Consider the following 22,233-nt stretch of genomic DNA (forward strand, 5'->3'; position numbering starts at 1 on the left):
ATGGCTGTCGCTCTCAATGAACCTGTTGCCGATTTCCAAGCCCAGGCCACCGGCGGCCAGACCGTCAGCCTGAGCGAGCTCAAGGGCCGCCAGGTGGTGGTCTATTTCTACCCCAAGGACAGCACGCCGGGCTGCACCACTCAGGGCCAGGACTTCCGCGACCTGCTCGAGCAGTTCAAGGCCGCCGACACCGAGGTGTTCGGTGTGTCGCGCGACGGGCTCAAGTCCCACGAGAACTTCAAGGCCAAGCAGGGCTTCACCTTCGAGCTGATCAGCGACAAGGACGAGGCGCTGTGCCAGCTGTTCGATGTGATCAAGCTGAAGAAGCTGTATGGCAAGGAGTACCTGGGCGTGGACCGCAGCACCTTCCTGATCGATCGGGACGGTGTGCTGCGCCAGGAATGGCGTGGGGTGAAGGTGCCGGGGCATGTGCAGAGTGTGCTGGAAGCGGCCCAGGCGTTGAGCCAGGGTTGATATCGGCGGTGGCCCCTTCGCGGCCGCTGACCGCTCCTACAGACAGGATCACCTGTGGGAGCGGGGCGGGCGGCCGAGCCCTCTGCCCGCGAAGCCCGCACCGCGGTCTCAGAGCATCGGCGCGACGGTAGGCTCCTGCCTTGGCCAGGCATCCAGCACGGCCTTGAACAGGGTCGCCAGGGGAATGGCGAAGAAGATGCCCCAGAACCCCCACAACCCGCCGAACAACAGCACCGCACAGATGATCGCCACTGGGTGCAGGTTCACCGCCTCGGAGAACAGCAACGGCACCAGCACGTTGCCATCCAGGGTCTGGATGATGCCGTACACCACCATCAGGTAGATGAACTGGTCACCCCAGCCCCACTGGAACAGCGCGATCAGCGTGACCGGGACCGTCACCACCACCGCCCCCACGTAGGGCACCACCACCGACAACCCCACCAGCAGTGCCAGCAGAGCGGCGTAGTTCAGCCCCAGTGCGACGAAGGCGATGTAGGTCACCACGCCGCAGATGAAGATCTCGATGACCTTGCCGCGGATGTAGTTGGCGATCTGCCGGTTCATTTCCTGCGCCACCCGAGTCAGCAGCGTACGCTCGCGCGGCAGGTAACCGCTGACCCAGCGGCCGATCATGACCCGGTCCTTGAGGAAGAAGAACACCAGGATAGGCACCAGTACGAAATAGATCATGACGTTGACCAGCAGAGGCAGGCTGGACAGAGAAAAGGTCAGTGCCCACTGGCCGAATTTGCCGATCTCGCCGCGGGCCGCTTCGATGGCCTGCAATACCTGCTCGTCGCTGACCAGGTGCGGATAGCGCTCGGGCAGCAGCAACAGCAGCGACTGCCATTTGCCGAGCATGCCGGGCAGCTCGTTGAACAGGGTGATCACTTGGTGCCAGAGCAGCGGCACAAGCACCAGCATGAACAGCGCCAGCGCGCCCATGAACAACGCGAACACCGCTCCGACGGCCACGCCGGAAGGCACCCGCAAGCGCTCCAGAATGTTGACCAGGCCTTGCATGAGGAACGCCAGCACCATCCCCGCCAGCACGGGTGCCAGCATCCCGCCCAAGGTCAGAACGGCGGTGAACGCCAGCACCAGCAGCACCGCCAGAATGACGGCCTCCTCATCGGAAAAGTAACGCTGGATCCAGTCGCGTAGCACTTTGAACATTGAAATTCCCTTGAATGACCCAGCTACCAGGGTGGTGGCTCAGGCCTTGCGCAACCAATACGAGTAGACCCCGTCCAGCGCCTTTTCGTGTAACAGCGCATGACCTGCCAAGGTGGCAAACGAACGGAAGTCGCGCTGCGAGCCGGCGTCGGTGGCGATCACCTTCAGTACCGTACCACTGGCCATGCGGTTGAGTTCCAGCTTGGCCTTGAGCAATGGCAACGGGCAATTAAGACCGCTGGTGTCCAGCTCGACGTCACATTCGGGCACATCGTTCATCGATATCTTCTCCAGCCAAAGGATGCCGTGGCGCTGCGGTGAATCCCGGCAGACTGCGGCGCGACAGAATAACCCAAGGTTGCCGCCTCTGGTGGTCGCCGAATGGGGCGGCTACAGTAGGGCCTTTCATCTGCCGAGCTCAGTGCATGCCCTTTCTGCGCCCTACCCTGCTGACCCTCGCCTGCCTGCTGGCGCTACCCGGCCACGCCAGCGACCTGCCCTCGCTTGGCGACGCCAGCTCGGCGATCGTCTCGCCCCAGCAGGAGCATCAATTGGGTCGTGCCTGGCTGAGCCTGTTGCGTGGCCAGGTCAAGCAGCTCAATGACCCGTTGCTCAAGGACTTCGTCGAGACCAGCGTGTATCGCCTCTCCGAGACCAGCCAACTGAACGATCGGCGCCTGGAATTCATCCTGATCGACAGCAAGGAGCTCAACGCCTTTGCAGCGCCGGGGGGCATCGTCGGGGTCAACGGCGGGTTGTTCTTCAATGCCGAAACCGAGGGCGAGTACATCGGCGTGCTGGCCCACGAACTGGCGCACTTGTCGCAACGCCACTTCGCCCGAGGCGTCGAGGCTCAGCAACGCATGCAATTGCCGATGATGGCGGCGTTGCTGGCCGGTATCGTGATTGCCGCCTCAGGTGCCGGTGACGCCGGCATCGCGGCGATCGCCGGCAGCCAGGCGGCAGCCATTCAGGAGCAACGGCGCTTCTCTCGGCAGAACGAGCAGGAAGCCGACCGCATCGGCATCATCAACATGGAAAAGGCCGGGTACGACCCGCGCAACATGCCGACAATGTTTGAACGGCTGATGCGCCAGTACCGTTTCGATGCCCGGCCGCCGGAATTCCTCCTGACCCACCCGGTCAGCGAATCGCGTATCGCCGACACCCGCAACCGCGCCGAGCAGGCCGCCCCAGGGGGCAAGGAAGACAGCCTGTGGTACCAGCTGATGCGCGCCCGGGTGCAACTGTACTACGAAGAAACGCCGGGGCTGGCGGCCAAGCGTTTTCGCGCGCAACTGGATGACAACCCCAACGCACTGCCTGCGAACTATGGTCTGGCATTGGCCCAGATCAAGGCCGGGCAACTGAACGAGGCGCGTGAAAATCTCAAGCTGCTGTTGGCCAAGCAGCCGGACGACATCACCGTCAATCTGGCGCAGGTCGACCTGGACATCACCAACAACCGCATTCCCGACGCCCAACAGCGCATCGATCGGCTGCTGACGCAGTACCCGGGCAACTATCCGATCAACCAGAAGCGGGTCGATGTGCTGCTCAAGCAGAACCGCATGGCCGATGCGGAGAAAGCGCTGGAAAACCTCCTCAAGACCCGTTCGGACGACCCGGACGTGTGGTACCTGGTAGCCGAAACCCGCGGGCAGAATGGAAATATCATCGGCCTGCATCAGGCGCGTGCCGAGTTTTTCGCACTGGTCGGCGAGTTCGACCAGGCCATCCAGCAATTGGACCTGGCCAAGCGCCGTGCTGCAGACAACTTCCAGCTCGCTTCACGCATCGACGCACGGCAGCGGGAGCTGATGGAGCAGGACCGGCTGGTCAAGGACATGCTGCGCTGAATACCCCTGCGGGCCTGCCTCGGCCCGCTTGTTCACGCAAAACCTTCTCACACGCTTCGACATATCGGTTTTCACATTTTTTTCACGCGACCGCTCTAGCGTCTAGACTTGCTCCAGGTGCGATGAATTTTCCGTGACCGGTGTGAATATCTATGGGCGTCCTGTGGCAAACCGAACCTGACAAGACTGCAGCCAAAACTGCCAGTCCTGATCCGTCGCCATTGCCAGATAGCCCACGTCAACGTCACTTGTGGCGGCGTCTGTTCTGGTTGTTGGTCGTGATCACGATCGCCGCGCTGGCGTACGCGATGTATGCCGAGGTGCGCACCTCGCGGCTGCAGGCGCGCGAGTTCAGTCGCTGGGCGAACTCGCTGACCTATGAGGTGCGGCCGGGACCGAGCCAGGCCATCGTCTACCCAGGCGCCGGCCCGTTCGACAAGCGCCTGGGCTACAGCGCACTGGGTGACTTCCTGCCGCGCCTGCTCAAGCGCAACTACGTGATCGAACGGCAGACCCAGTTCTCGCCGGCCTTGATGAGCTATGCCGGGCATGACCTGTTCGTGCCCTACCAGGAAAAATCCCAGGCTGGGCTGGTGATCACCGATTGCCGGGGCGATCCGTTGTACCTGTATCGCTACCCGCAGCAGCTCTACACCGAATTCGCTCAGATACCACCGGTGATGGTCGACAGCCTGCTGTTCGTCGAAAACCGCGGCCTGCTCGACAGCCCCGAACCGCTGCTCAACCCGGCTGTGGATTGGCCGCGCTTCGCCAAGGCGGCCTGGTCGCAAGTGGCGCGGATGTTCGCGCTGCCTGGGCAGTCGGCCGGTGGCAGTACCCTGGCCACGCAGTTGGAAAAGTACCGCCACTCGCCCGACGGCCTGACCGGCTCGGGGCCGGAGAAGATCCGTCAGATGATTTCGGCCAGTGTGAGGGCCTATCAAGGCGGTCCGCAGACGCTGGAAGCGCGTCAACGCATCGTGCGCGACTACCTCAACAGCGTGCCGCTGTCGGCGGTGCCCGGCCACGGTGAGGTACATGGCATGGCCGAAGGCCTACGCGTCTGGTACGGCGCCGATTTCGAGCAGGTCAACCGCGCGCTTGCCAGCACCACCACCGACCCTGCCAGCGAGGCCGCGCGCGGCCTGGCCCTGCGTCAGGTGCTGTCGCTGATGATCGCCCAGCGTCGGCCGTCGTACTTTCTCAACAAGGGCCATGACGACCTCGCCGAGCTGACCGACAGTCACATTCGCCTGCTTGCCGCCAACGGCATCGTCGATCCGACGCTGGCAGCCGCCGCGCTGGCCAGTCAGGTCATCTACCGCGACTGGGTGCAGGAGCCGACTTGGCAACCCAACGAGTCGAACAAGGGCATCAGCGTGGTGCGCAATCGCCTGTCGTCCATGCTCGACCGGCCGCTGTACGACCTCGACCGCCTGGATCTTTCAGCCACCACGACCCTCAATGCCGACCTGCAGAAACAGGCCAGCGACTACCTGCGCCAACTCGCCGACCCGGCCTTCGCCCAACAGATCGGCCTGATCGGCGAGCGCCTGCTGACCCCGGCGAGCACCCGTGAAGTGAGCTACAGCTTCACCCTCTTCGAGCGCACGGCTGACGGCTCGCGCGTACGGGTGCAGACCGACAACACCGACCAGCCATTCGACATCAACGAAGGCAGCAAGCTGGAGCTGGGCTCGACCGCCAAAATGCGTGTGCTGACCACTTACCTGGAAATCATCCACGAACTGCATGAACGCTATGCCGGGCAGACGCCCGCGCAACTGCGCCAGGTGAAGATCGAGGACGCCGATCGGCTGTCGCGCTGGGTGCTCGATACCCTGATCCAGAACCCGGGCATGGACGCACGGACGCTGCTCGCCGCGGCCCTGGAGCGCAAGTATTCGGCAAGCCCCGCCGAAAGCTTCTTCACCGGCGGCGGGATTCATACTTTCGGCAACTTCCGCCGCGAGGACAACGGCCGCATTCCCACGCTCAAGGAAGCGCTGCAGGAGTCCATCAACCTGCCCTTCATTCGCCTGATGCGCGACCTGGTGCGCTATAGCACCTACTCGGCGCCGGGCAATAGCGGCCAGTTGCTCAAGGACGATGACGATCCGCGTCGGCAGGAATACCTGGCACGCTTCGCCGACCGCGAAGGCACCGAATTCCTCAAGCGGTTCTGGAAGAAGTACCAGCGCAAGACCACCGAGCAACGCCTGGAAACTTTTCTCGACGGCATGCGCCCGACCCCGCAGCGCCTGGCCGCCGTGCACCGCTACCTCTACCCCAACGCGACGCAGGCACCCTTCGATCGCTTTGTGCGTGAGCACAGCAAGAGCGAAAGCGTCACCGACAAGCGCCTGAACGAGATGTACGTCAGTTATGGCCCTGGCCGCTACAACCTGCCGGACCAAGGCTATATCGCCAAAGTCCATCCACTGGACCTGTGGCTGTTGGGCTACCTGCTCAATCACCCGGAGGCGACTTTCGGCGAAGCGAGTGCGGCCAGCCGGTTCGAGCGTCAGGAAGTCTACGGCTGGCTGTTCAACAGCCGCCACAAGCGCGCCCGCGATAACCGCATCCGCACCATGCTGGAGATCGAAGCCTTTACCGATATTCACCAGCGCTGGCAGCGCGTGGGCTATCCGTTCGATCATCTGGTGCCCTCGCTGGCAACCGCCATCGGCAGTTCGGGTGACCGTCCTGCAGCGTTGGCCGAGCTGATCGGCATCATTCAGAACGACGGCATCAAGTTGCCCACCGTGCGCATCGACACCCTGCATTTCGCCGCCGACACCCCCTATGACACACGGGTGATCAGTGACCCGGACCGGGGCAAGCGGGTCCTGCCTGCCGAGGTCGCGGCGGCCATGCGCGAAGCCCTGTCGCAGGTGGTGGACGCTGGCACTGCGCGGCGCGTATCCGGCAGTTTCAAGACCGATGACGGCACTGCGCTGGTGATGGGTGGCAAGACCGGCACCGGTGACAACCGCATCGCAAGCTTCGGCGCCGGAGGCCGGGTGATCAGCTCCAAGGCGATCAACCGTACCGCGACCTTCGTGTTCTTCATCGGCGAAAACCATTTCGGCACCCTGACCGCCTTCGTACCGGGCAAGGCCGCCGAGGGCTTTCGCTTCACCTCGGCGCTGCCGGTGCAGGTGCTCAAGGGCATGGCGCCGATCCTGACGCCCTACCTGCAGCCGGGGGCTCATACACAGTGCCATGCGCCCTTGCAGGCGGCGCGTTGAACGGAACCGCGAATTCATCGACTCGCGTGTGGCCGCGTAATAAGCTATATCGATAGCCCCCTATCGGCCCAGGAGCCCCTCGCAATGAAGGCAGAAAATCCGTTCGGTATTCAGCGCGTCATGCACGAGATCAAACGTCGCCGCCTGCAGGTGCTGCGCGTTGCGCAACTGACCCCGCGCATGCGGCGCATCACCCTCGGCGGTCCGGAGCTGGCCGGTTTCGTCAGCGAAGGCTGCGATGACCACATCAAGCTGATGTTCGCCACCACCCCGGAGCAGCAGGCGGCGCTCGACACCATGGTGCTCGGTGCGCCCACGCCCGAAGGCGCCAAGCCCGAGATGCGCGACTACACCCCGCGGCGCATCGACCTTGCGGCTGGCGAGCTGGACATCGACTTCGTCCTGCATGGCGACGGCCCCGCGGCCACCTGGGCGGCCCAGGCCGAGCCAGGGCAATTCCTGCACATCGGCGGCCCCCGCAGTTCGATGCACGTACCGGATGTGTTCGATGCCTACCTGTTGATCGGCGACGAAACCGCCATCCCGGCCATGGCCCGACGCCTGGAAGAGCTGCCGGGCAACCGCCGCGCGCTCTTGGTCATCGAAGTGGAGAACGCTCAGGAGCAGCAGTCGTTCGACAGCGCGGCGGCCTTCGAGGTGATCTGGATCGACCGGCACCAAGGCGACCTGCTGCAGACCGTCAAGGACCTGCGCCTACCCGACGGCGTGGTCTATGGCTGGATCGCGACCGAGGCTGGGCTGTCACGCAAGTTGCGGCGCGTGCTGCTGGACGACCACAAGTTGAGCGAGGAGCAGATCAAGGCCGCCGGCTACTGGCGTCATGAGGGTGACGACAGCGAGTGAGGCTGTCGCCAGGGGTACTTGCGCGGGGGCCTAGCGCGCGCCTGCGCGTCCCCAGCAGCGGTCCATCACCAGCACCAGCGCGGAGCAGCCAATGAAGGCCAGCAGCACTCCCAGTGCGTTCAGCCATACCTGGCCCATGCCCAGTTTCGAGACGTCCAGAAACGGATAGGGATACACGCCGATGCTGTGCCCACGCAGCAACAGGTAGGCGAAGTAGACCACAGGGTAGATCGCCCAGGCCGCCACGTGCCGCAAGCGCAGCGTGCCTTTCGGCACACAGCACGCCCAATACACCACGAACGCCACGGGCAGCACATCGTGTAGCAACTCGTTGGCCAGCCATTGCCAGCCCTCGGGCTGCCACAGGTTGCGCAGCAACAGGCTATAGGCGACACCCACCACCACGATGCTGACCAGTACCCCGCTGCTCACCGCTGGTCGCAGGCAGAGCCGACGCCACAGCGAGTCGCCCCTCGACACGTGGGCAGTCAACACGCCGGCCACTGCGGTATTGGTGAGGATGGTGAAGAAGCTGAAGAAATGCACCAGCCCCCCGAGCAGACTCGCTTCGATCTGCCAGCGCGACCACAGCACCAGGTACAACTGCAACGCCAGGGCGAACCAGGTAGCGGCCGCCGCGAGCGCGACCAGAGGGCGTTCGGCGCGGATCAACGCTTGCCGCGCTGCAATTGCACGTACAGCCGCTCGACCTTTTCCCGCGCCCAAGGCGTCTTGCGCAGGAAGGTCAGGCTCGACTTGATGCTCGGATCGCTCTTGAAGCAGCGGATGTCGACACGCTGCGCCAACCCTTCCCATTGGTAATGCGCCACCAGCGCATTGAGGATCTGCTCCAGCGTCACGCCGTGCAGGGGGTTGTGTGTGGGTTCATGCATGCCAGGCTCCAGGAACGGCGGGGCAGAAGGTGCGCACCTTAACCAACGGGCAAGATGTCGGGAAGCGTTAATTGCAGGGGCGCCCCGCCCCTTTGCTGGAAAAAGGCTGGCGGATGCAATTATTAATGTTATGTTATAACGCTAACATTTTGTAACACCTCAAGGACTCGAAGATGTTTGCCGTCACCACCCGCCCCTCTTTCAAAGGGCTGACGCCCCTGGCCGCCGCATTGCTCATCGCCTCACCGGCCTATGCCCTGGATCTGCAACCCCAAGTCATCACCGCCAATCCGTTGGGCAACGCGCAATTGGCTTCGCCCACCACCGTGCTGGAAGGCGATCGCCTGACGCTGGCACAGAAAGGCAGCCTGGGCGAAACACTGAACAACCAGCCAGGCGTGTCGTCTTCCTACTTCGGCCCCGGTGCGAGCCGTCCAATCATTCGCGGGCTGGATGGCGACCGCATTCGCATTCTGCGCAACGGGGTCGGCGCGCTCGATGCCTCGTCGCTGTCGTATGACCATGCGGTCCCCCTGGACCCCGTCAATACCGACCGCATCGAGATCGTTCGTGGCCCGGCCGCTCTGCTGTATGGCGGCAATGCCATTGGCGGAGTCGTCAACAGCTTCGATAACCGCATTCCAACCGAGGCGATCGAAGGCATCCAAGGTGCCGGTGAACTGCGCTACGGCGGAGCCGACACAACCCGTAGCAGCGCTGGCAAGCTGGAGGCCGGCAACGGTACCTTCGCTCTGCACCTGGACGCCAGCGCACGTGAATTCAACGACCTGCGCATTCCTGGCTACGCCCATAGCAGCCGTCAACGCGCCAGCGAAGACACCGACGAGAACGGTGGCAAGCACCGGCTCGACAACAGTGATGGACGTCAGGACGGCGGAGCAGTGGGCGGTTCCTACACCTGGGACCACGGTTATGCCGGGCTTTCCTACAGCAATTACGACTCCAATTACGGCTCACCGGCGGAAGAGGACGTGCGCATCCGCATGCAGCAGGATCACTACGCCTTCGCTTCGGAAATCCGCGACCTGGAAGGACCGATCAGTTCGGTGAAACTGAATGCCGGCTATACCGACTACGAACACCGCGAGATCGAAGGCGGTGAAGTCGGTACCACGTTCAAGAACGAGGGTTACGAAGCCAGGATCGAAGCCCGCCACCGGCCAATCGGTCCACTGGAAGGGGTGATCGGCGCTCAGGTCAACCGCAGCCAGTTCCAGGCGCTGGGCGAAGAAGCGTTCGTGCCCAAGACCGACACTGACGCCCTGGCGCTGTTCGTGCTGGAAGACTGGCAGGCCACCGAGCGTTTGAAACTGAGCCTGGGCGGTCGCCTGGAGCATACCCGGGTCGAACCGGACGCTGCCGGGAACCAGCGCTTCCTGGCAGCAGACAATGCCAGCAGCTTCACTGCCGGGAGCCTTTCGGCAGGCGCGGTGTACACCCTGACGCCCGTCTGGTCGCTGGCCGCGACCTTGGGCTACACCGAACGGGCTCCGACCTTCTATGAGCTGTATGCCAACGGCGCGCATGTGGCCACTGGCACCTACGAGGTAGGTGATGCTGGGCTGAGCAAGGAGAAGGCCGTGTCGAGCGATCTGGCGCTGCGTTTCGACAACGGTACCCACAAAGGCAGCGTGGGCGTGTTTTATAGCCATTTCTCCAACTACATCGGACTGCTGGGCACCGGCCGCACGCTTGACGATGAAGGTGAAGAAGACGTCGACGGCATTCCTGAGTACACCTATTCCGGCGTGCGGGCACGTTTCAGCGGCATCGAGGCACAGGATCGCTGGACCTTGGCACAAAATGCCTACGGCAACTGGGCGTTGGAGCTGTCGGGCGATTACACCCGTGCGAAGAACCTGGACACCGGCGAAGACTTGCCACGTATCGCCCCGCTTCGCTTGAACAGCGGGCTGCTATGGGAAAAGGATCGCTGGCAGGCGCGGCTGGACGTCGAACACGCCAGCGCGCAGCACAAGGTGCCGGATAACGAAAGTACCACCCGCGGATACACCACCTTGGGTGCCAGCGCTGGTTATCGCTTCGACATCGGGGGCAGCCAGTGGCTGGCGTTCGTCAAGGGCGAGAATCTCACTGACCAGACCGTGCGCTACGCCAGCTCGATCCTGCGCGACATCGCGCCGGCCCAGGGCCGCAGTGTGCAAGTGGGACTGCGTACGACCTTTTGACCGCTTTACACGCCGCTGCCGTCGTGCCCATTTCCGGCCGACTGCAGCGGATCGATTCCAACGCCGCATGGCCCAGGCCCTGCGGCAGAGCGTCACACTGTTGCAGTTTCGGCAACTAACCCTCTTCCAAACCCGGCTTTAAAACCGCGTGCTCGATCTATATCCTCCCGCCGCAACAAACTGAAACGTTTAACTTTCGAAAAATAACGAAGCGCTTCTCGAACAGCTTCGGACTTACCAGAAGAACTCTTTTCCAATGCCTTCAACTGCCCTTTCACGCCCTCGGGCGTTTTTGCCGTTCACCGCTTTAATGGCCATGAGTACCCTGAGCGCCGCCCCGGACGCCTTGGCCACGCCCGCGTTCGATACCCAGTCACCCTTCATGTTCGGCGATTGGAACGGCACCCGCGGCGACCTGTCCGCCAAAGGTTACGACTTCAAGCTCGACTACACCGGCGAAGTCGGCAGCAACCTGCACGGCGGCTATGACCATGACCACGCCACACGCTACAGCGACCAGTTCGCGCTGGGCGTACACATGGACCTGGCGAAGATCCTCGGCTGGCACGACGCCGAGTTTCAGCTCACGTTGACCGACCGCAACGGCGACAACATCAGCAATGACCGGATCAACGATCCGCGTGTCGGCGGGTTCACTTCGGCTCAGGAAGTCTGGGGGCGTGGCAACATCACGCGCATTACCCAACTGTGGTACCAGCAGAAGTTCTTCGACCAGCGCCTGGACATCAAGGCCGGTCGCTTCGGTGAAGGTGAAGAGTTCAACAGCTTCCCGTGCGACTTCCAGAACCTGGCGTTCTGTGGCTCGCAGGTCGGCAATTGGGTGGGCAGTGTCTGGTACAACTGGCCGGTGAGCCAATGGGCGTTGCGCGTCAAATACAACATCACGCCCGAGCTGTACGCCCAGGTCGGCATCTTCGAGCAAAACCCTTCGAACCTGGAAAACGACAACGGCTTCAAACTCAGCGGCAGCGGTACCGAAGGCGCCATGCTGCCGGTCGAGTTGATCTGGAAGCCGACCCTCGCCGGGCTGCCGGGCGAGTACCGCGCCGGTTACTACTACAGCACGGCAGACGCGGACGACGTCTACAAGGACCGCAGCGGTCAGCCTGCCGCGATCACTGGCCAGGACTACCGCAGCGCATCCAGCCGCCACGGTTTCTGGCTGGGCGCTCAGCAGCAGTTGACCAGCGTCGCCAGCGACAACTCGCGCGGCCTGAGCGTGTTCGCCAATGCCACCGTGCACGACAAGAAAACCAACGCCATCGACAATTACGTGCAAGGCGGCATCGTCTACAAAGGCCTGTTCGATGCCCGAGCTCGCGATGACATCGGTTTTGCCGTGGCCCGCGTTCATGTCAATCCGGCCTATCGCAAGAACGCCGAGTGGCACAACCGCACGCTTGCAGTCAGCGACTACAACAATGCCGCCTACCTGCCGATCCAGGACACCGAGTACAGCGCCGAGCTCTATTACGGGGTCCACATGACCAACTGGCTGGTGCTGCGACCGAACCTGCAATACATCCGTCATCCGGGCGGTGTCAGTCACATCGACGATGCACTGATCGGCGGACTGAAGATTCAAGCGTCATTCTGAAACTAAACGTGACTCGCAATATCTGTAAACAATCAAAACTTGACATTTGAATATTAAAAAACCACACGAACACAATGGAGATTCTTCACTATGAGCACTGACGGTGCACCGCGTCGGTCGCGTCTACTGCCCAATATCTTGGGTATCGTAATGCTGCTGATGGGCCTGGCCTTGCTGGCCGGCGGTATCAAATTGGCCACTCTGGGTGGCTCGCTGTACTACCTGATCGCCGGTATCGGCGTAGGTTTCACCGGCGTGTTGCTGCTTCAGGGCCGTCGCTCGGCGATCGGTCTGTATGCAGCGGTACTGTTCGCCAGCACTATCTGGTCGCTGTATGAAGTGGGTCTGGACTGGTGGCAACTGGTGCCACGCCTGGCCTTGTGGTTTGCCCTGGGCGTGGTCCTGCTGCTGCCCTGGTTCCGCAAGCCACTGCTGCGCCAGCCTGCACCCAAGGCTACGGCTGCGTTGAGCATCGCCGTGGTGCTGGCCGGTCTCTGCGCACTGGCCAGCCAGTTCACCAACCCTGGTGAAATCAAGGGCGAGCTGGACCGTGAAACCGCCAACATGCCGAACACCGCACCGGCCATGCCGGACGGCGACTGGAACTCCTATGGCCGCAGTGCCCACGGTGACCGTTACTCGCCCCTGGCGCAGATCACCCCGGACAACGTCAGCAAGCTGACCCCGGCCTGGACCTACCGCACCGGCGACATCCCCGGCCCGAACGATCCGGGCGAGACCACTGCGGAGAACACTCCGCTCAAGGTCAACGGCATGCTGTACGTGTGCACGCCGCACAGCCAGGTCATCGCCCTGGACCCGGACACCGGCAAGGAAATCTGGCGTTTCGATCCGAAGATCAGCACGCAGAACGCGCCGAACTTCAAGGGCTGGGCGCACATGACCTGCCGTGGCGTGTCGTATCACGATGACGCAGCCTACGCTGCCGCCAGCCCGGTCACCGACGCCAGCGCACCTGCCGCTGCGCCGACTGCCTGCCCGAAACGCATTTTCGTGCCGACCGCCGACACCCGTCTGATCGCCCTGAACGCCGACACCGGCAAGATGTGCGAAGACTTCGGTGACAAAGGCCAGGTCGATCTGCGAGCCAACATCGGCGAGTTCGCCGCTGGTGGCTACTACTCCACTTCGCCACCGGCCGTGACCAAGAACTTGGTCGTGATCGGCGGTCACGTGACCGACAACGTGTCGGTGGACGAGCCTTCGGGCGTGATCCGCGCCTACGACGTGCACGACGGTCACCTGGTATGGAACTGGGACAGCGGCAACCCCGACGACACCACGCCGATTGCCCCTGGCCAGACCTACACCCGCAACTCGCCGAACATGTGGTCCATGTTCAGCGTCGACGAAAAGAACGGCATGCTGTACCTGCCCATGGGCAACCAGATGCCTGACCAGTGGGGCGGCAACCGTACCCCCGAGTCGGAAAAATACAGCGCTGGCCTGACCGCGCTGGACATCGACACCGGCCATGTGAAGTGGACCTACCAGTTCACCCACCACGACCTGTGGGACATGGACGTCGGCGGCCAGCCGACCTTGATGGACCTCAAGACCGCCAATGGCGTGAAGCCTGCCGTGCTGGCCTCGACCAAGCAGGGCAGCATCTACGTGCTGAACCGCCTGACCGGCGAGCCGATCGTGCCGATCCACGAAGTCCCGGTGCCACAGGGCGCAGTGGAAGGCGACCGCACCTCGCCGACCCAACCAAAGTCCGACCTCAACTTCATGCCGCCAGTGATGCAAGAGCGCGACATGTGGGGCGTGACGCCGTTCGACCAGATGCTGTGCCGGATCGACTTCAAGTCGCTGCGCTATGAAGGTCCGTTCACACCACCTTCGCTGCAGGGCACTCTGGTTTACCCCGGCAACTTCGGCGTGTTCGACTGGGGTGGCCTGTCGGTCGACCCGGTACGCCAGGTGGCCTTCGTCAACCCAAGCTACATGGCTTTCCGCTCCAAGTTGGTGCCTGCTGCAGAAGTGGCCGGCGGCCCAGGTCGCAAGAGCGAAACCGAAGGCGTGCAGCCGAACAAGGGCGCACCTTATGGCGTGATCCTGGAAGCGCTGCTGTCGCCGATGGGCCTGCCGTGCCAGGCTCCGGCCTGGGGTTACGTCGCTGCGGTCGACCTGACCACGCACCAGACCATCTGGAAACACAAGAACGGTACCGTGCGCGACAGCTCGCCTGTGCCGATCCCGTTGACCATGGGCGTGCCAAGCCTGGGTGGTACGTTCACCACCGCCAGCGGCCTGTCGTTCCTGAGCGGTACGCTTGACCAGTACCTGCGTGCCTATGACATCCGTGACGGCAAGCAACTGTGGGAAGGCCGCCTGCCAGCGGGCGCGCAGACCACCCCGATGACCTACACCGGCAAGGACGGTCGTCAGTATGTGGTGGTGGTTGCCGGCGGGCATGGCTCGCTGGGCACCAAGCAGGGTGACTACGTGATGGCGTTCGCATTGCCTGAAAGCAAGTAATGCTGGCGTAACGTAAGACGGCTCCTTCGGGAGCCGTTTTTTTTGAGGGGGGTCAGTGGAGGCCTATTCGCGGGCAGAGCCCGCTCCCACATAGCTGGGTATGAAGCAAAACCTGTGGGAGCGGGCTTGCGCGTTAGGCGGCGAATAGGGCCCCGAATAGGGCTTCACTGACACCCCTTACTTCTCAATCACCTCCCCCCGCTGCGCCGCCAGCCTGGCCAGCAGCCGATTCTGCGCCGGCACCGGAACTCCCTGCGCTTCCATGGCCTTGATCAGATCCTCCACCAGCGCATTGAACTCACTGCGGCTGATGTTCTGCCCCTTGTGCGCCTCGGCCATGTCATCGCCGGTGTAAGTGCACGGCCCACCTGCCTCGACGCAGAACCTGTCGATCAATTGCCGACGCAACAACTCGATGTTCACGTTGCGAAAGTGCGCGACGATCCGCTCGTCCCGGGCCACGTTCAGCAACATTCCCTCCACGATCCGGCTGATCCCCGACTTGCCGCCGAGTGCCTGGTACAGGCTGTCGTCACGCGCTGGCTGCTGTTGGCCCGCGCAAGCACCCAGCAACAGGGCCATGCCCAGCACATGAAGGCGCATCTCAGAAACTCCCCTGCACGGACAGGTAGGTACCGTTCTGGTTATCCAGCGTGGCGATTTCACCCAGCCGCGCATAGGCCAGCACGATCGCCAGATGCTTGTTGGGGAAATACCCCAGGAACACATCCGCCCAATCGCTTTCGCCGGCGAACGACAGGTTGTCCGGCTTCTCCCGGTACTCCACACCCAGTGCCCAGCGCGGGTTGAACAGCACGGCCACCGCCCCCTCTTTCAACAGGCTGCGGCTGTCACGCCGGTCGCCACCAAAACCCAGCAGGCCCAGTTCATTGGCGCGGCTGTAGCGCACCCCGCCGTTGATCAGCAGGTTGTAGCCGAACGCCGCGCCCATGAACAGGCGACTGGCCGTCAGGTAGCCCTCGACATCTTCGTCACGCTGCGCGCCGACCAGACTGGGGATGAGAAAATCCTTCTGCCGCTTGTACGCCAGACCCAGCGCCACTTGCGGCAGCTGGTCGTAGATCAGATCGCCGAACAAGCGCACCTTCACGCCAAACACATCCTGACTGAGGCTGTCTTCGGGAAGCCCCAGCTTGTGCACCAGCGAGCCCAGGTCGAAGCGTTGCCGGGCATAGGAAAATTCGATGCGATTCCCGTAGCTGGCGGCCATGCCGGCCACGTCCAGCCGATAATCGGGCAGGTCCACGCGCGTGGCGAACGCCGTTGCGCCCCACTCGCCTTCTTCGCCGTAACCGGACAGCACCGCCCAAGGCGTGATGCCGCCGCCCGCAGCCCCGTCGATACTGCTGGCACCGCCGGTCGCCAGCAGGCGGCCTTCACTGGCATGAAGAGAAGGCTGCCAACACAGGGCCAGCGAGCACAACAACAGAGCTTTTCGCATCATGACCTCAGTGAACAACGGCAGTCGAGGTGGGCAAAGGAGGCTGCATCCAGGCTTCGAAGGCAGCCGCAGTCAAAGGTCGGCTGATCAGATAGCCTTGGGCGGTATCGCAGTTCCAACGCTCCAGCAGGCGCAGGCTGTGTTCGTATTCCACGCCCTCGGCCACGACCTTGAGGCCCAGGTTATGGCTCATCTCGATGGTGGACCGCACAATCACCGCATCCTCGCTGGTCTCATCCAGGTTACGCACGAACGACTGGTCGATCTTCAGCTCCTGCACCGGCAAGCGCTTGAGGTGGGCCAATGACGAATAGCCGGTGCCGAAATCGTCGACCGACAGGCTGATACCGCTGTCGCGCAGACTGTTGAGCACCTTCAAGGCTTTTTCCGGCTCACGCATGATTGCGCTTTCAGTGATCTCGAAGATCAACTGCTCGGCCGCTATGCCGTACAGATCGAGCAGACGCAGGACACGCTCGTGCAGATCGGCTCCGAGCAGGTCGTCCGCGGAAATGTTCAGCGACAGCTGCACGACCAGGCCGCGGGCGTTCCACTCGCTCAACTGCCGAATGCCTTCCTCGATGACCCAGCGGGTCAGGGTCTGGATACTGCCGGTGCGCTCGGCCAGTTCAATGAACTCGCCGGGCGAGACGTTGCCCAGTTGCGGATGTTGCCAGCGCAGCAAGGCTTCGGCCTGACGGACCTGCTTGTCGCGCAGGTCCAGCTTGGGCTGGTAGTGCAAGGACAACTCGTTATTCGCCGCCGCGCGGCGCAGGTCCCGAATCAGGCGCACCTGGCGCTGGTGCGCCAGATCCCGGCCGTGCTGATACACCTGCAGGCGCCCCGGCATGTCGGCAGCGTCGCGCATGGCAATGGCCGAGCGCGCAAGCAATTCCTCGGCGCTCAAGCCGTCGGCGGGGAAGGCGGCGATGCCGATACGGCAGTCGATCGCCACGTCGTGCCCGCCGAAACGGTGGGGCTGCAACAACACCTGTTGCAGTTTGTCGGCCACCGCCACGGCGCTGTCGCTATCGACGTTTTCCAGCAGCAGGAGAAATTCGTCGGTGATCAGGTGTGCCACCGTGTCGCCGGGCCGTACCAGTTCCAGCAGGGTCTGCGCGACTTGCTGGAGCAGCTTGTCGACGAAGGTCGGGCCGCCGCTTTCGCTGAGCTCACGCAGGTTGTCGATACCGACGGACAGCAGCGCGATCGGGCGGTCGGCGGCAATCGCGCTGCCCAGCCGCTCCATGGCCAATGCGCGATTGGGCAGTCCGGTCAGGGCGTCGTGCAGGGCGTTGTGCGCCAGTCGCTGCTCGCGCTCGGCAATCCCGGCCTGCATGCGGCCGATGGCCTGGGCCAGCACGCCCAGCTCGTCGGTACGGTCCAGCGGCACGTCGGTCTGGTAGTCACCATGGCCGATGCGCCCCGCCGCCCGAGCCAGGCTTTGCAGCGGCAGCGAGACACTGCGTGCCAGCAGCAGCGCGCCCACCAGCGAGGCCAGCAGTGCCGCCAGGGCGATGCCGAAGATATTGCGGTCCAGCGCCATGAACGGGCGCATGGCTTCGTCCAGCGGACTCTGCAGCAGCGCCATCACCCGCCCGCCCTCGGCACCGCCGCTGCTGGCCAGCAGCAACGGCTGGCTGAGGTAGGTGCGCTCCTCGTGTTCGGACAGGGAAATGCGTTGCGCCGCCGATTCATTGATCTGCATCCACTGGGCGATGCTGGCGGCCAGCTCTGCCGGCTGGGTGCTGACCAGCTCGCCGGCCCTGCCCGCCTCGCTGCTGAGAAAAGACACCTGCAGGTTGGTCAGGGAATTCAGCTCCCGGGCGAGGGCCACGTCCATGCTGAAGCCCATCACCACGCGCGCGATCGGCAACGGCGCCAGCACCGGCGCCTCGACCAGCAGATGTGGCAACCCCTGCAACGGCACGAACAGTACCGATTGATTGCTGCGGCGCAGTTCGCGCAGCGCCGTGTCGTAGCGAAACACGCTGCCGGTGGGGACCTGATCGACCGTACTGGCCAGGACCCGGCCGTCCATGCCCAGCACAAACATGTCGGTGGCACCGATACGTGCACCCTGGTTCTGCAGGGCCGAACGGATGGTAGCCGAATCGCCGCTGGACACCGCATCGCGGAAACCGAAGTCCGCCGCCAGCAACTGTACGCCGTCGCGCAAACGACGCCCGCGCATGTCCAGCAACCGCTCGAACACCCGCGTGCCCACCTGCAGCTGATCGCGGGCCTGGGCACGCACGGCGTCATTGGTGGCCACTTTGACGGCCACGGTCAACGCCCCGACCACTACCAACAGCAGCAGGATCAGGACGCAGGCGATACGCGCCTGGAAACTAGTGCGCAGCTTCACCGGCAGCCTTTTTGAATGCCTCACTGAATGGGCTGGTCGCCGGTTCCTGCACCGCGTCGTCCGCCGTCGCTTCGACCGTCAGGGTGTAGCGCTGCGTCATGTCCGTCGTCGTCATGTCCAGTTTTCCTGTCTGCTGCACGTGTACATCTGCACTGCGCGGATGCCACAGACTCACTTGGTAGTGGCCCGCAGGCAATTGATCGAAACGCACGCGCCCTTGTTCATCACTGACGGCGAACCAGGGATCATCGGTCACGTAGACATAGCCCAGCATCCAGTCGTGAATGTTGCAGCCCAGCACCACGACGCCCGGCTTGTCGAACAACTCCGGCTGACTCGGCGTGCCTTCGTACAGACGCAGTTCGAAGCGCTTGGCCGGTGAAAAGGAATACACCTGATGGCGGATGTTGTCGTTGTTGGGGAACGACACCGACGTGCCCGTGGCCACCGCCAACACGTGCGGCAGATACTTCTGCGCACGTTGGTCCATGATCGCCGTGGCCTTTCTGGAGCCCACGGCAGCCGGGCCACCGGACAGGCTGAGCACCGCGTCGGCCAGGGGCGCGCCATCGGCCTGAACGATCCGTGCCTCGAATGAGGCAGCGCCGACCCAGGTACTGAAGACCAAACCGCTGAGCAAGGCGCCTAACCTGAGCATGAAATCTACCTGACCAATGGAAATGTTGCCTGCCGTCGCGTTCGGCCTGCGCCGGTTACAAGCCCGGTTACAACCCTTATCGGCCGCCTGCCGCAAAGCTTCAGTGCCGCCATTGAAACCAGTCGCCCCCCGCCCCATCTAAGCAGCATAGTCATTGACGCAGGTGCCCCATGAGCGACCAGCAGGAATCCAACGAGAATCCCTCCGAACATCTGGACAACGAGCACATCGAGCACTCGACCCATTCCAGCACCGAACTGGCCCTGCCTGGGCAGAACCTGCCGGACAAGGTCTACGTCATCCCGATCCACAACCGTCCGTTCTTCCCCGCGCAGGTGCTGCCGGTCATCGTCAACGAAGAACCGTGGGCGGAAACCCTCGACCTGGTCGCCAACACCGAACACCACTCGCTGGCGCTGTTCTTCATGGACACCCCGCCCGACGACCACCGCCATTTCGATACCTCCAGCCTGCCGCTGTACGGCACCCTGGTGAAGATCCACCACGCCAGCCGCGAAAACGGCAAGCTGCAGTTCGTCGCGCAAGGTCTGTCGCGCGTGCGCATCCGCACCTGGCTCAAGCATCACCGCCCGCCCTATCTGGTGGAAGTCGAATACCCGCAGCAGCCCATCGAACCCACCGACGAGGTCAAGGCCTACGGCATGGCGCTGATCAACGCCATCAAGGAGCTGCTGCCGCTCAACCCGCTGTACAGCGAAGAGCTGAAGAACTACCTCAACCGCTTCAGCCCCAACGATCCCTCGCCGCTGACCGACTTCGCCGCCGCGCTCACCTCGGCCACGGGCAACGAGCTGCAAGGCGTGCTCGACTGCGTGCCGATGCTGCGACGCATGGAAAAAGTCCTGCCGATGCTGCGCAAGGAGGTCGAAGTCGCGCGGCTGCAGAAAGAAATCTCCGCCGAGGTGAACAAGAAGATCGGCGAGCACCAGCGCGAGTTCTTCCTCAAGGAACAGCTCAAGGTCATCCAGCAGGAGCTGGGCCTGACCAAGGACGATCGCAGTGCCGACGTCGAGCAGTTCCAGCAGCGCCTGCAGGACAAGACCCTGCCGCCCGCGGCGCAGAAGCGCATCGACGAGGAAATGCAGAAACTGTCGATTCTGGAAACCGGTTCGCCCGAGTACGCCGTCACACGCAACTATCTGGACTGGGCCACAGCCCTGCCTTGGGGTGTCTACGGCAAGGACAAGCTGGACCTCAAGCATGCACGCAAGGTGCTCGACCAGCACCACGCCGGTCTGGATGACATCAAGACGCGCATCATCGAATTCCTTGCCGTGGGCGCCTACAAAGGCGAAATCAGCGGTTCCATCGTGCTGCTGGTCGGTCCGCCGGGCGTGGGCAAGACCAGCGTCGGCAAGTCCATCGCCGAGTCCCTGGGCCGACCGTTCTATCGCTTCAGCGTCGGCGGCATGCGCGACGAGGCCGAAATCAAGGGCCACCGCCGCACCTATATCGGTGCCCAGCCGGGCAAGCTGGTGCAGGCGCTCAAGGACGTCGAGGTGATGAACCCGGTGATCATGCTCGACGAAATCGACAAGATGGGCCAGAGCTTCCAGGGCGACCCGGCGTCGGCACTGCTGGAAACCCTGGACCCGGAGCAGAACGTCGACTTCCTCGACCACTACCTGGATCTGCGCCTGGACCTGTCCAAGGTGCTCTTCGTGTGCACTGCCAACACCCTGGATTCCATCCCCGGCCCGCTGCTCGACCGCATGGAAGTGATCCGCCTGTCCGGCTACATCACCGAAGAGAAAATGGCGATCGCCAAGCGTCACCTGTGGCCCAAGCAGTTGGCCAAGGCCGGTGTCGACAAGAATCGCCTGACCATCAGCGACAGCGCGCTGCGCACCGTCATCGAGGGCTATGCCCGCGAGGCCGGCGTGCGCCAGTTGGAGAAACAGCTGGGCAAACTGGTGCGCAAGGCAGTCGTGCAGTTGATCGACAAACCCGATGTGCCGATCAAACTGGTGCCCAAGGACCTTGAAGCCTCTCTGGGGATGCCGGTATTCCGCAGCGAGCAGGTGCTGTCGGGCAAAGGCGTGATTACCGGGTTGGCCTGGACCAGCATGGGTGGCGCGACCTTGCCGATCGAGGCGACGCGCATCCATACCCTGAACCGCGGTTTCAAGCTCACCGGGCAACTGGGCGAGGTGATGAAGGAGTCGGCGGAAATCGCCTACAGCTACATCAGCTCCAACCTTGCGCAGTTCGGCGCCGATTCCAAGTTCTTCGACGAAGCCTTCGTGCATCTGCACGTGCCCGAAGGCGCCACGCCCAAGGACGGTCCAAGCGCGGGGGTGACCATGGCCAGCGCCCTGCTGTCCCTGGCCCGCGATCAGGCGCCGAAGAAAGGCGTGGCCATGACCGGCGAACTGACCTTGACCGGGCACGTCCTGCCAATTGGCGGCGTGCGCGAAAAAGTCATCGCCGCACGGCGCCAGAAGATCATGGAATTGATTCTTCCCGAGCCCAACCGAGGCAACTTCGAAGAGCTGCCGGATTACCTAAAGCAGGGCATCACCGTGCACTTCGCCAAACGTTTTGCCGACGTCGCCAAGATTCTCTTCTAACCCATCCACCCCCTGTAGCAGCGGCGCAAGCCGCGTCAGGGGGCATCGCGTCCCTTCAAACCTACTTTATCTACCGCCGACGCGGCTCGCGCCGCTGCTACAACGGCCTCATCCGCCACACCCCTCGCGTCCTGACGCGGCGCGCGCGGTGGCTACGCCTCCAAACACCACAATCCCCTGTAGCAGCGGCGCGAGCCGCATCCGGGTCCACCACCGATCCACCGAACACACCACACTCTTCTCAAACACGGCTCGGGTGCCTGACGCCTGCACATTCGATGAACTGGGTTATGCTTGCCCCATC

16 protein-coding genes are annotated in these 22,233 nt (G+C 63.2%); 8 read left to right on the forward strand and 8 right to left on the reverse strand.

What is annotated here, in order from left to right; genetic code table 11:
* Window positions 1-474, forward strand: a complete 474-nt coding sequence (locus BLV18_RS15805) for a peroxiredoxin (RefSeq protein ID WP_090359847.1) — start codon at window positions 1-3, stop codon at window positions 472-474.
* 108 nt (window positions 475-582) lie between these two features.
* Here the strand turns inward: BLV18_RS15805 and BLV18_RS15810 are convergent, their stop codons facing one another.
* Window positions 583-1,653 (reverse strand): AI-2E family transporter, encoded by a 1,071-nt coding sequence (locus BLV18_RS15810; RefSeq protein WP_090359850.1) that lies wholly within the window; start codon window positions 1,651-1,653, stop codon window positions 583-585.
* Window positions 1,654-1,692: 39 nt separating this feature from the next.
* On the reverse strand, window positions 1,693-1,932 hold the full coding sequence (locus tag BLV18_RS15815; protein WP_049862331.1) for a sulfurtransferase TusA family protein: 240 nt from the start codon (window positions 1,930-1,932) through the stop codon (window positions 1,693-1,695).
* Between the two features lie 146 nt (window positions 1,933-2,078).
* On the opposite strand from BLV18_RS15815, the gene BLV18_RS15820 reads away from it, so the two are divergent.
* The 3 genes from BLV18_RS15820 to BLV18_RS15830 all read left to right on the forward strand — a co-directional run bounded on the left by BLV18_RS15820 (window position 2,079) and on the right by BLV18_RS15830 (window position 7,627).
* Window positions 2,079-3,512 (forward strand): M48 family metalloprotease, encoded by a 1,434-nt coding sequence (locus tag BLV18_RS15820; RefSeq protein ID WP_090359853.1) that lies wholly within the window; start codon window positions 2,079-2,081, stop codon window positions 3,510-3,512.
* Between the two features lie 152 nt (window positions 3,513-3,664).
* On the forward strand, window positions 3,665-6,763 hold the full coding sequence (locus BLV18_RS15825) for a transglycosylase domain-containing protein (protein ID WP_090359855.1): 3,099 nt from the start codon (window positions 3,665-3,667) through the stop codon (window positions 6,761-6,763).
* 84 nt (window positions 6,764-6,847) lie between these two features.
* Complete coding sequence (locus tag BLV18_RS15830; protein ID WP_090359857.1) at window positions 6,848-7,627, forward strand: siderophore-interacting protein; 780 nt, start codon at window positions 6,848-6,850, stop codon at window positions 7,625-7,627.
* 30 nt (window positions 7,628-7,657) lie between these two features.
* Here BLV18_RS15830 and BLV18_RS15835 read toward each other — a convergent pair whose 3' ends face one another.
* Window positions 7,658-8,299: a Pr6Pr family membrane protein gene (locus tag BLV18_RS15835; RefSeq protein WP_208598863.1), complete on the reverse strand. Its 642-nt coding sequence runs from the start codon at window positions 8,297-8,299 to the stop codon at window positions 7,658-7,660.
* The gene (locus BLV18_RS15840) at window positions 8,296-8,520 is read right to left on the reverse strand and encodes a VF530 family protein (protein ID WP_049862337.1); all 225 of its coding nucleotides are present in this window, start codon (window positions 8,518-8,520) and stop codon (window positions 8,296-8,298) included. The genes BLV18_RS15835 and BLV18_RS15840 overlap by 4 nt, the downstream gene beginning before the upstream one ends.
* 173 nt (window positions 8,521-8,693) lie before the next feature.
* Here BLV18_RS15840 and BLV18_RS15845 point away from each other — a divergent pair, with 173 nt between their 5' ends.
* The 3 genes from BLV18_RS15845 (at window position 8,694) to BLV18_RS15855 (ending at window position 14,850) form a co-directional block, all read left to right on the forward strand.
* Window positions 8,694-10,730, forward strand: a complete 2,037-nt coding sequence (locus tag BLV18_RS15845) for a TonB-dependent receptor (protein WP_090359860.1) — start codon at window positions 8,694-8,696, stop codon at window positions 10,728-10,730.
* Window positions 10,731-11,040: 310 nt separating this feature from the next.
* Window positions 11,041-12,348, forward strand: coding sequence for a carbohydrate porin (locus tag BLV18_RS15850; RefSeq protein ID WP_208598894.1), 1,308 nt, complete (start codon window positions 11,041-11,043; stop codon window positions 12,346-12,348).
* A 90-nt stretch (window positions 12,349-12,438) separates the two neighbouring features.
* On the forward strand, window positions 12,439-14,850 hold the full coding sequence (locus tag BLV18_RS15855) for a glucose/quinate/shikimate family membrane-bound PQQ-dependent dehydrogenase (RefSeq protein WP_090359865.1): 2,412 nt from the start codon (window positions 12,439-12,441) through the stop codon (window positions 14,848-14,850).
* Window positions 14,851-15,027: 177 nt separating this feature from the next.
* Here the strand turns inward: BLV18_RS15855 and BLV18_RS15860 are convergent, their stop codons facing one another.
* From BLV18_RS15860 to BLV18_RS15875, 4 genes are read right to left on the reverse strand one after another with little or no spacing between them, the layout of a single operon-like run.
* A complete protein-coding gene (locus tag BLV18_RS15860; protein WP_090359868.1) occupies window positions 15,028-15,453 on the reverse strand; it encodes a group I truncated hemoglobin in 426 nt (141 codons plus the stop codon).
* Between the two features lies 1 nt (window position 15,454).
* On the reverse strand, window positions 15,455-16,315 hold the full coding sequence (locus BLV18_RS15865) for a DUF3034 family protein (RefSeq protein ID WP_425272628.1): 861 nt from the start codon (window positions 16,313-16,315) through the stop codon (window positions 15,455-15,457).
* 4 nt (window positions 16,316-16,319) lie between these two features.
* On the reverse strand, window positions 16,320-18,680 hold the full coding sequence (locus BLV18_RS15870) for a putative bifunctional diguanylate cyclase/phosphodiesterase (protein ID WP_090359875.1): 2,361 nt from the start codon (window positions 18,678-18,680) through the stop codon (window positions 16,320-16,322).
* Window positions 18,664-19,338 (reverse strand): methylamine utilization protein, encoded by a 675-nt coding sequence (locus BLV18_RS15875; protein ID WP_090359877.1) that lies wholly within the window; start codon window positions 19,336-19,338, stop codon window positions 18,664-18,666. Before BLV18_RS15875 ends, BLV18_RS15870 begins: the two co-directional genes overlap by 17 nt.
* A gap of 170 nt (window positions 19,339-19,508) precedes the next feature.
* Between BLV18_RS15875 and lon the strand changes: the two genes are divergently transcribed.
* Window positions 19,509-21,929, forward strand: coding sequence for an endopeptidase La (gene lon, locus BLV18_RS15880; RefSeq protein ID WP_090359881.1), 2,421 nt, complete (start codon window positions 19,509-19,511; stop codon window positions 21,927-21,929).
* Window positions 21,930-22,233: the final 304 nt, after the last annotated feature.

It is taken from the genome of Pseudomonas coleopterorum, assembly GCF_900105555.1.
GTDB classification, from domain to species: Bacteria; Pseudomonadota; Gammaproteobacteria; order Pseudomonadales; family Pseudomonadaceae; genus Aquipseudomonas; species Aquipseudomonas coleopterorum.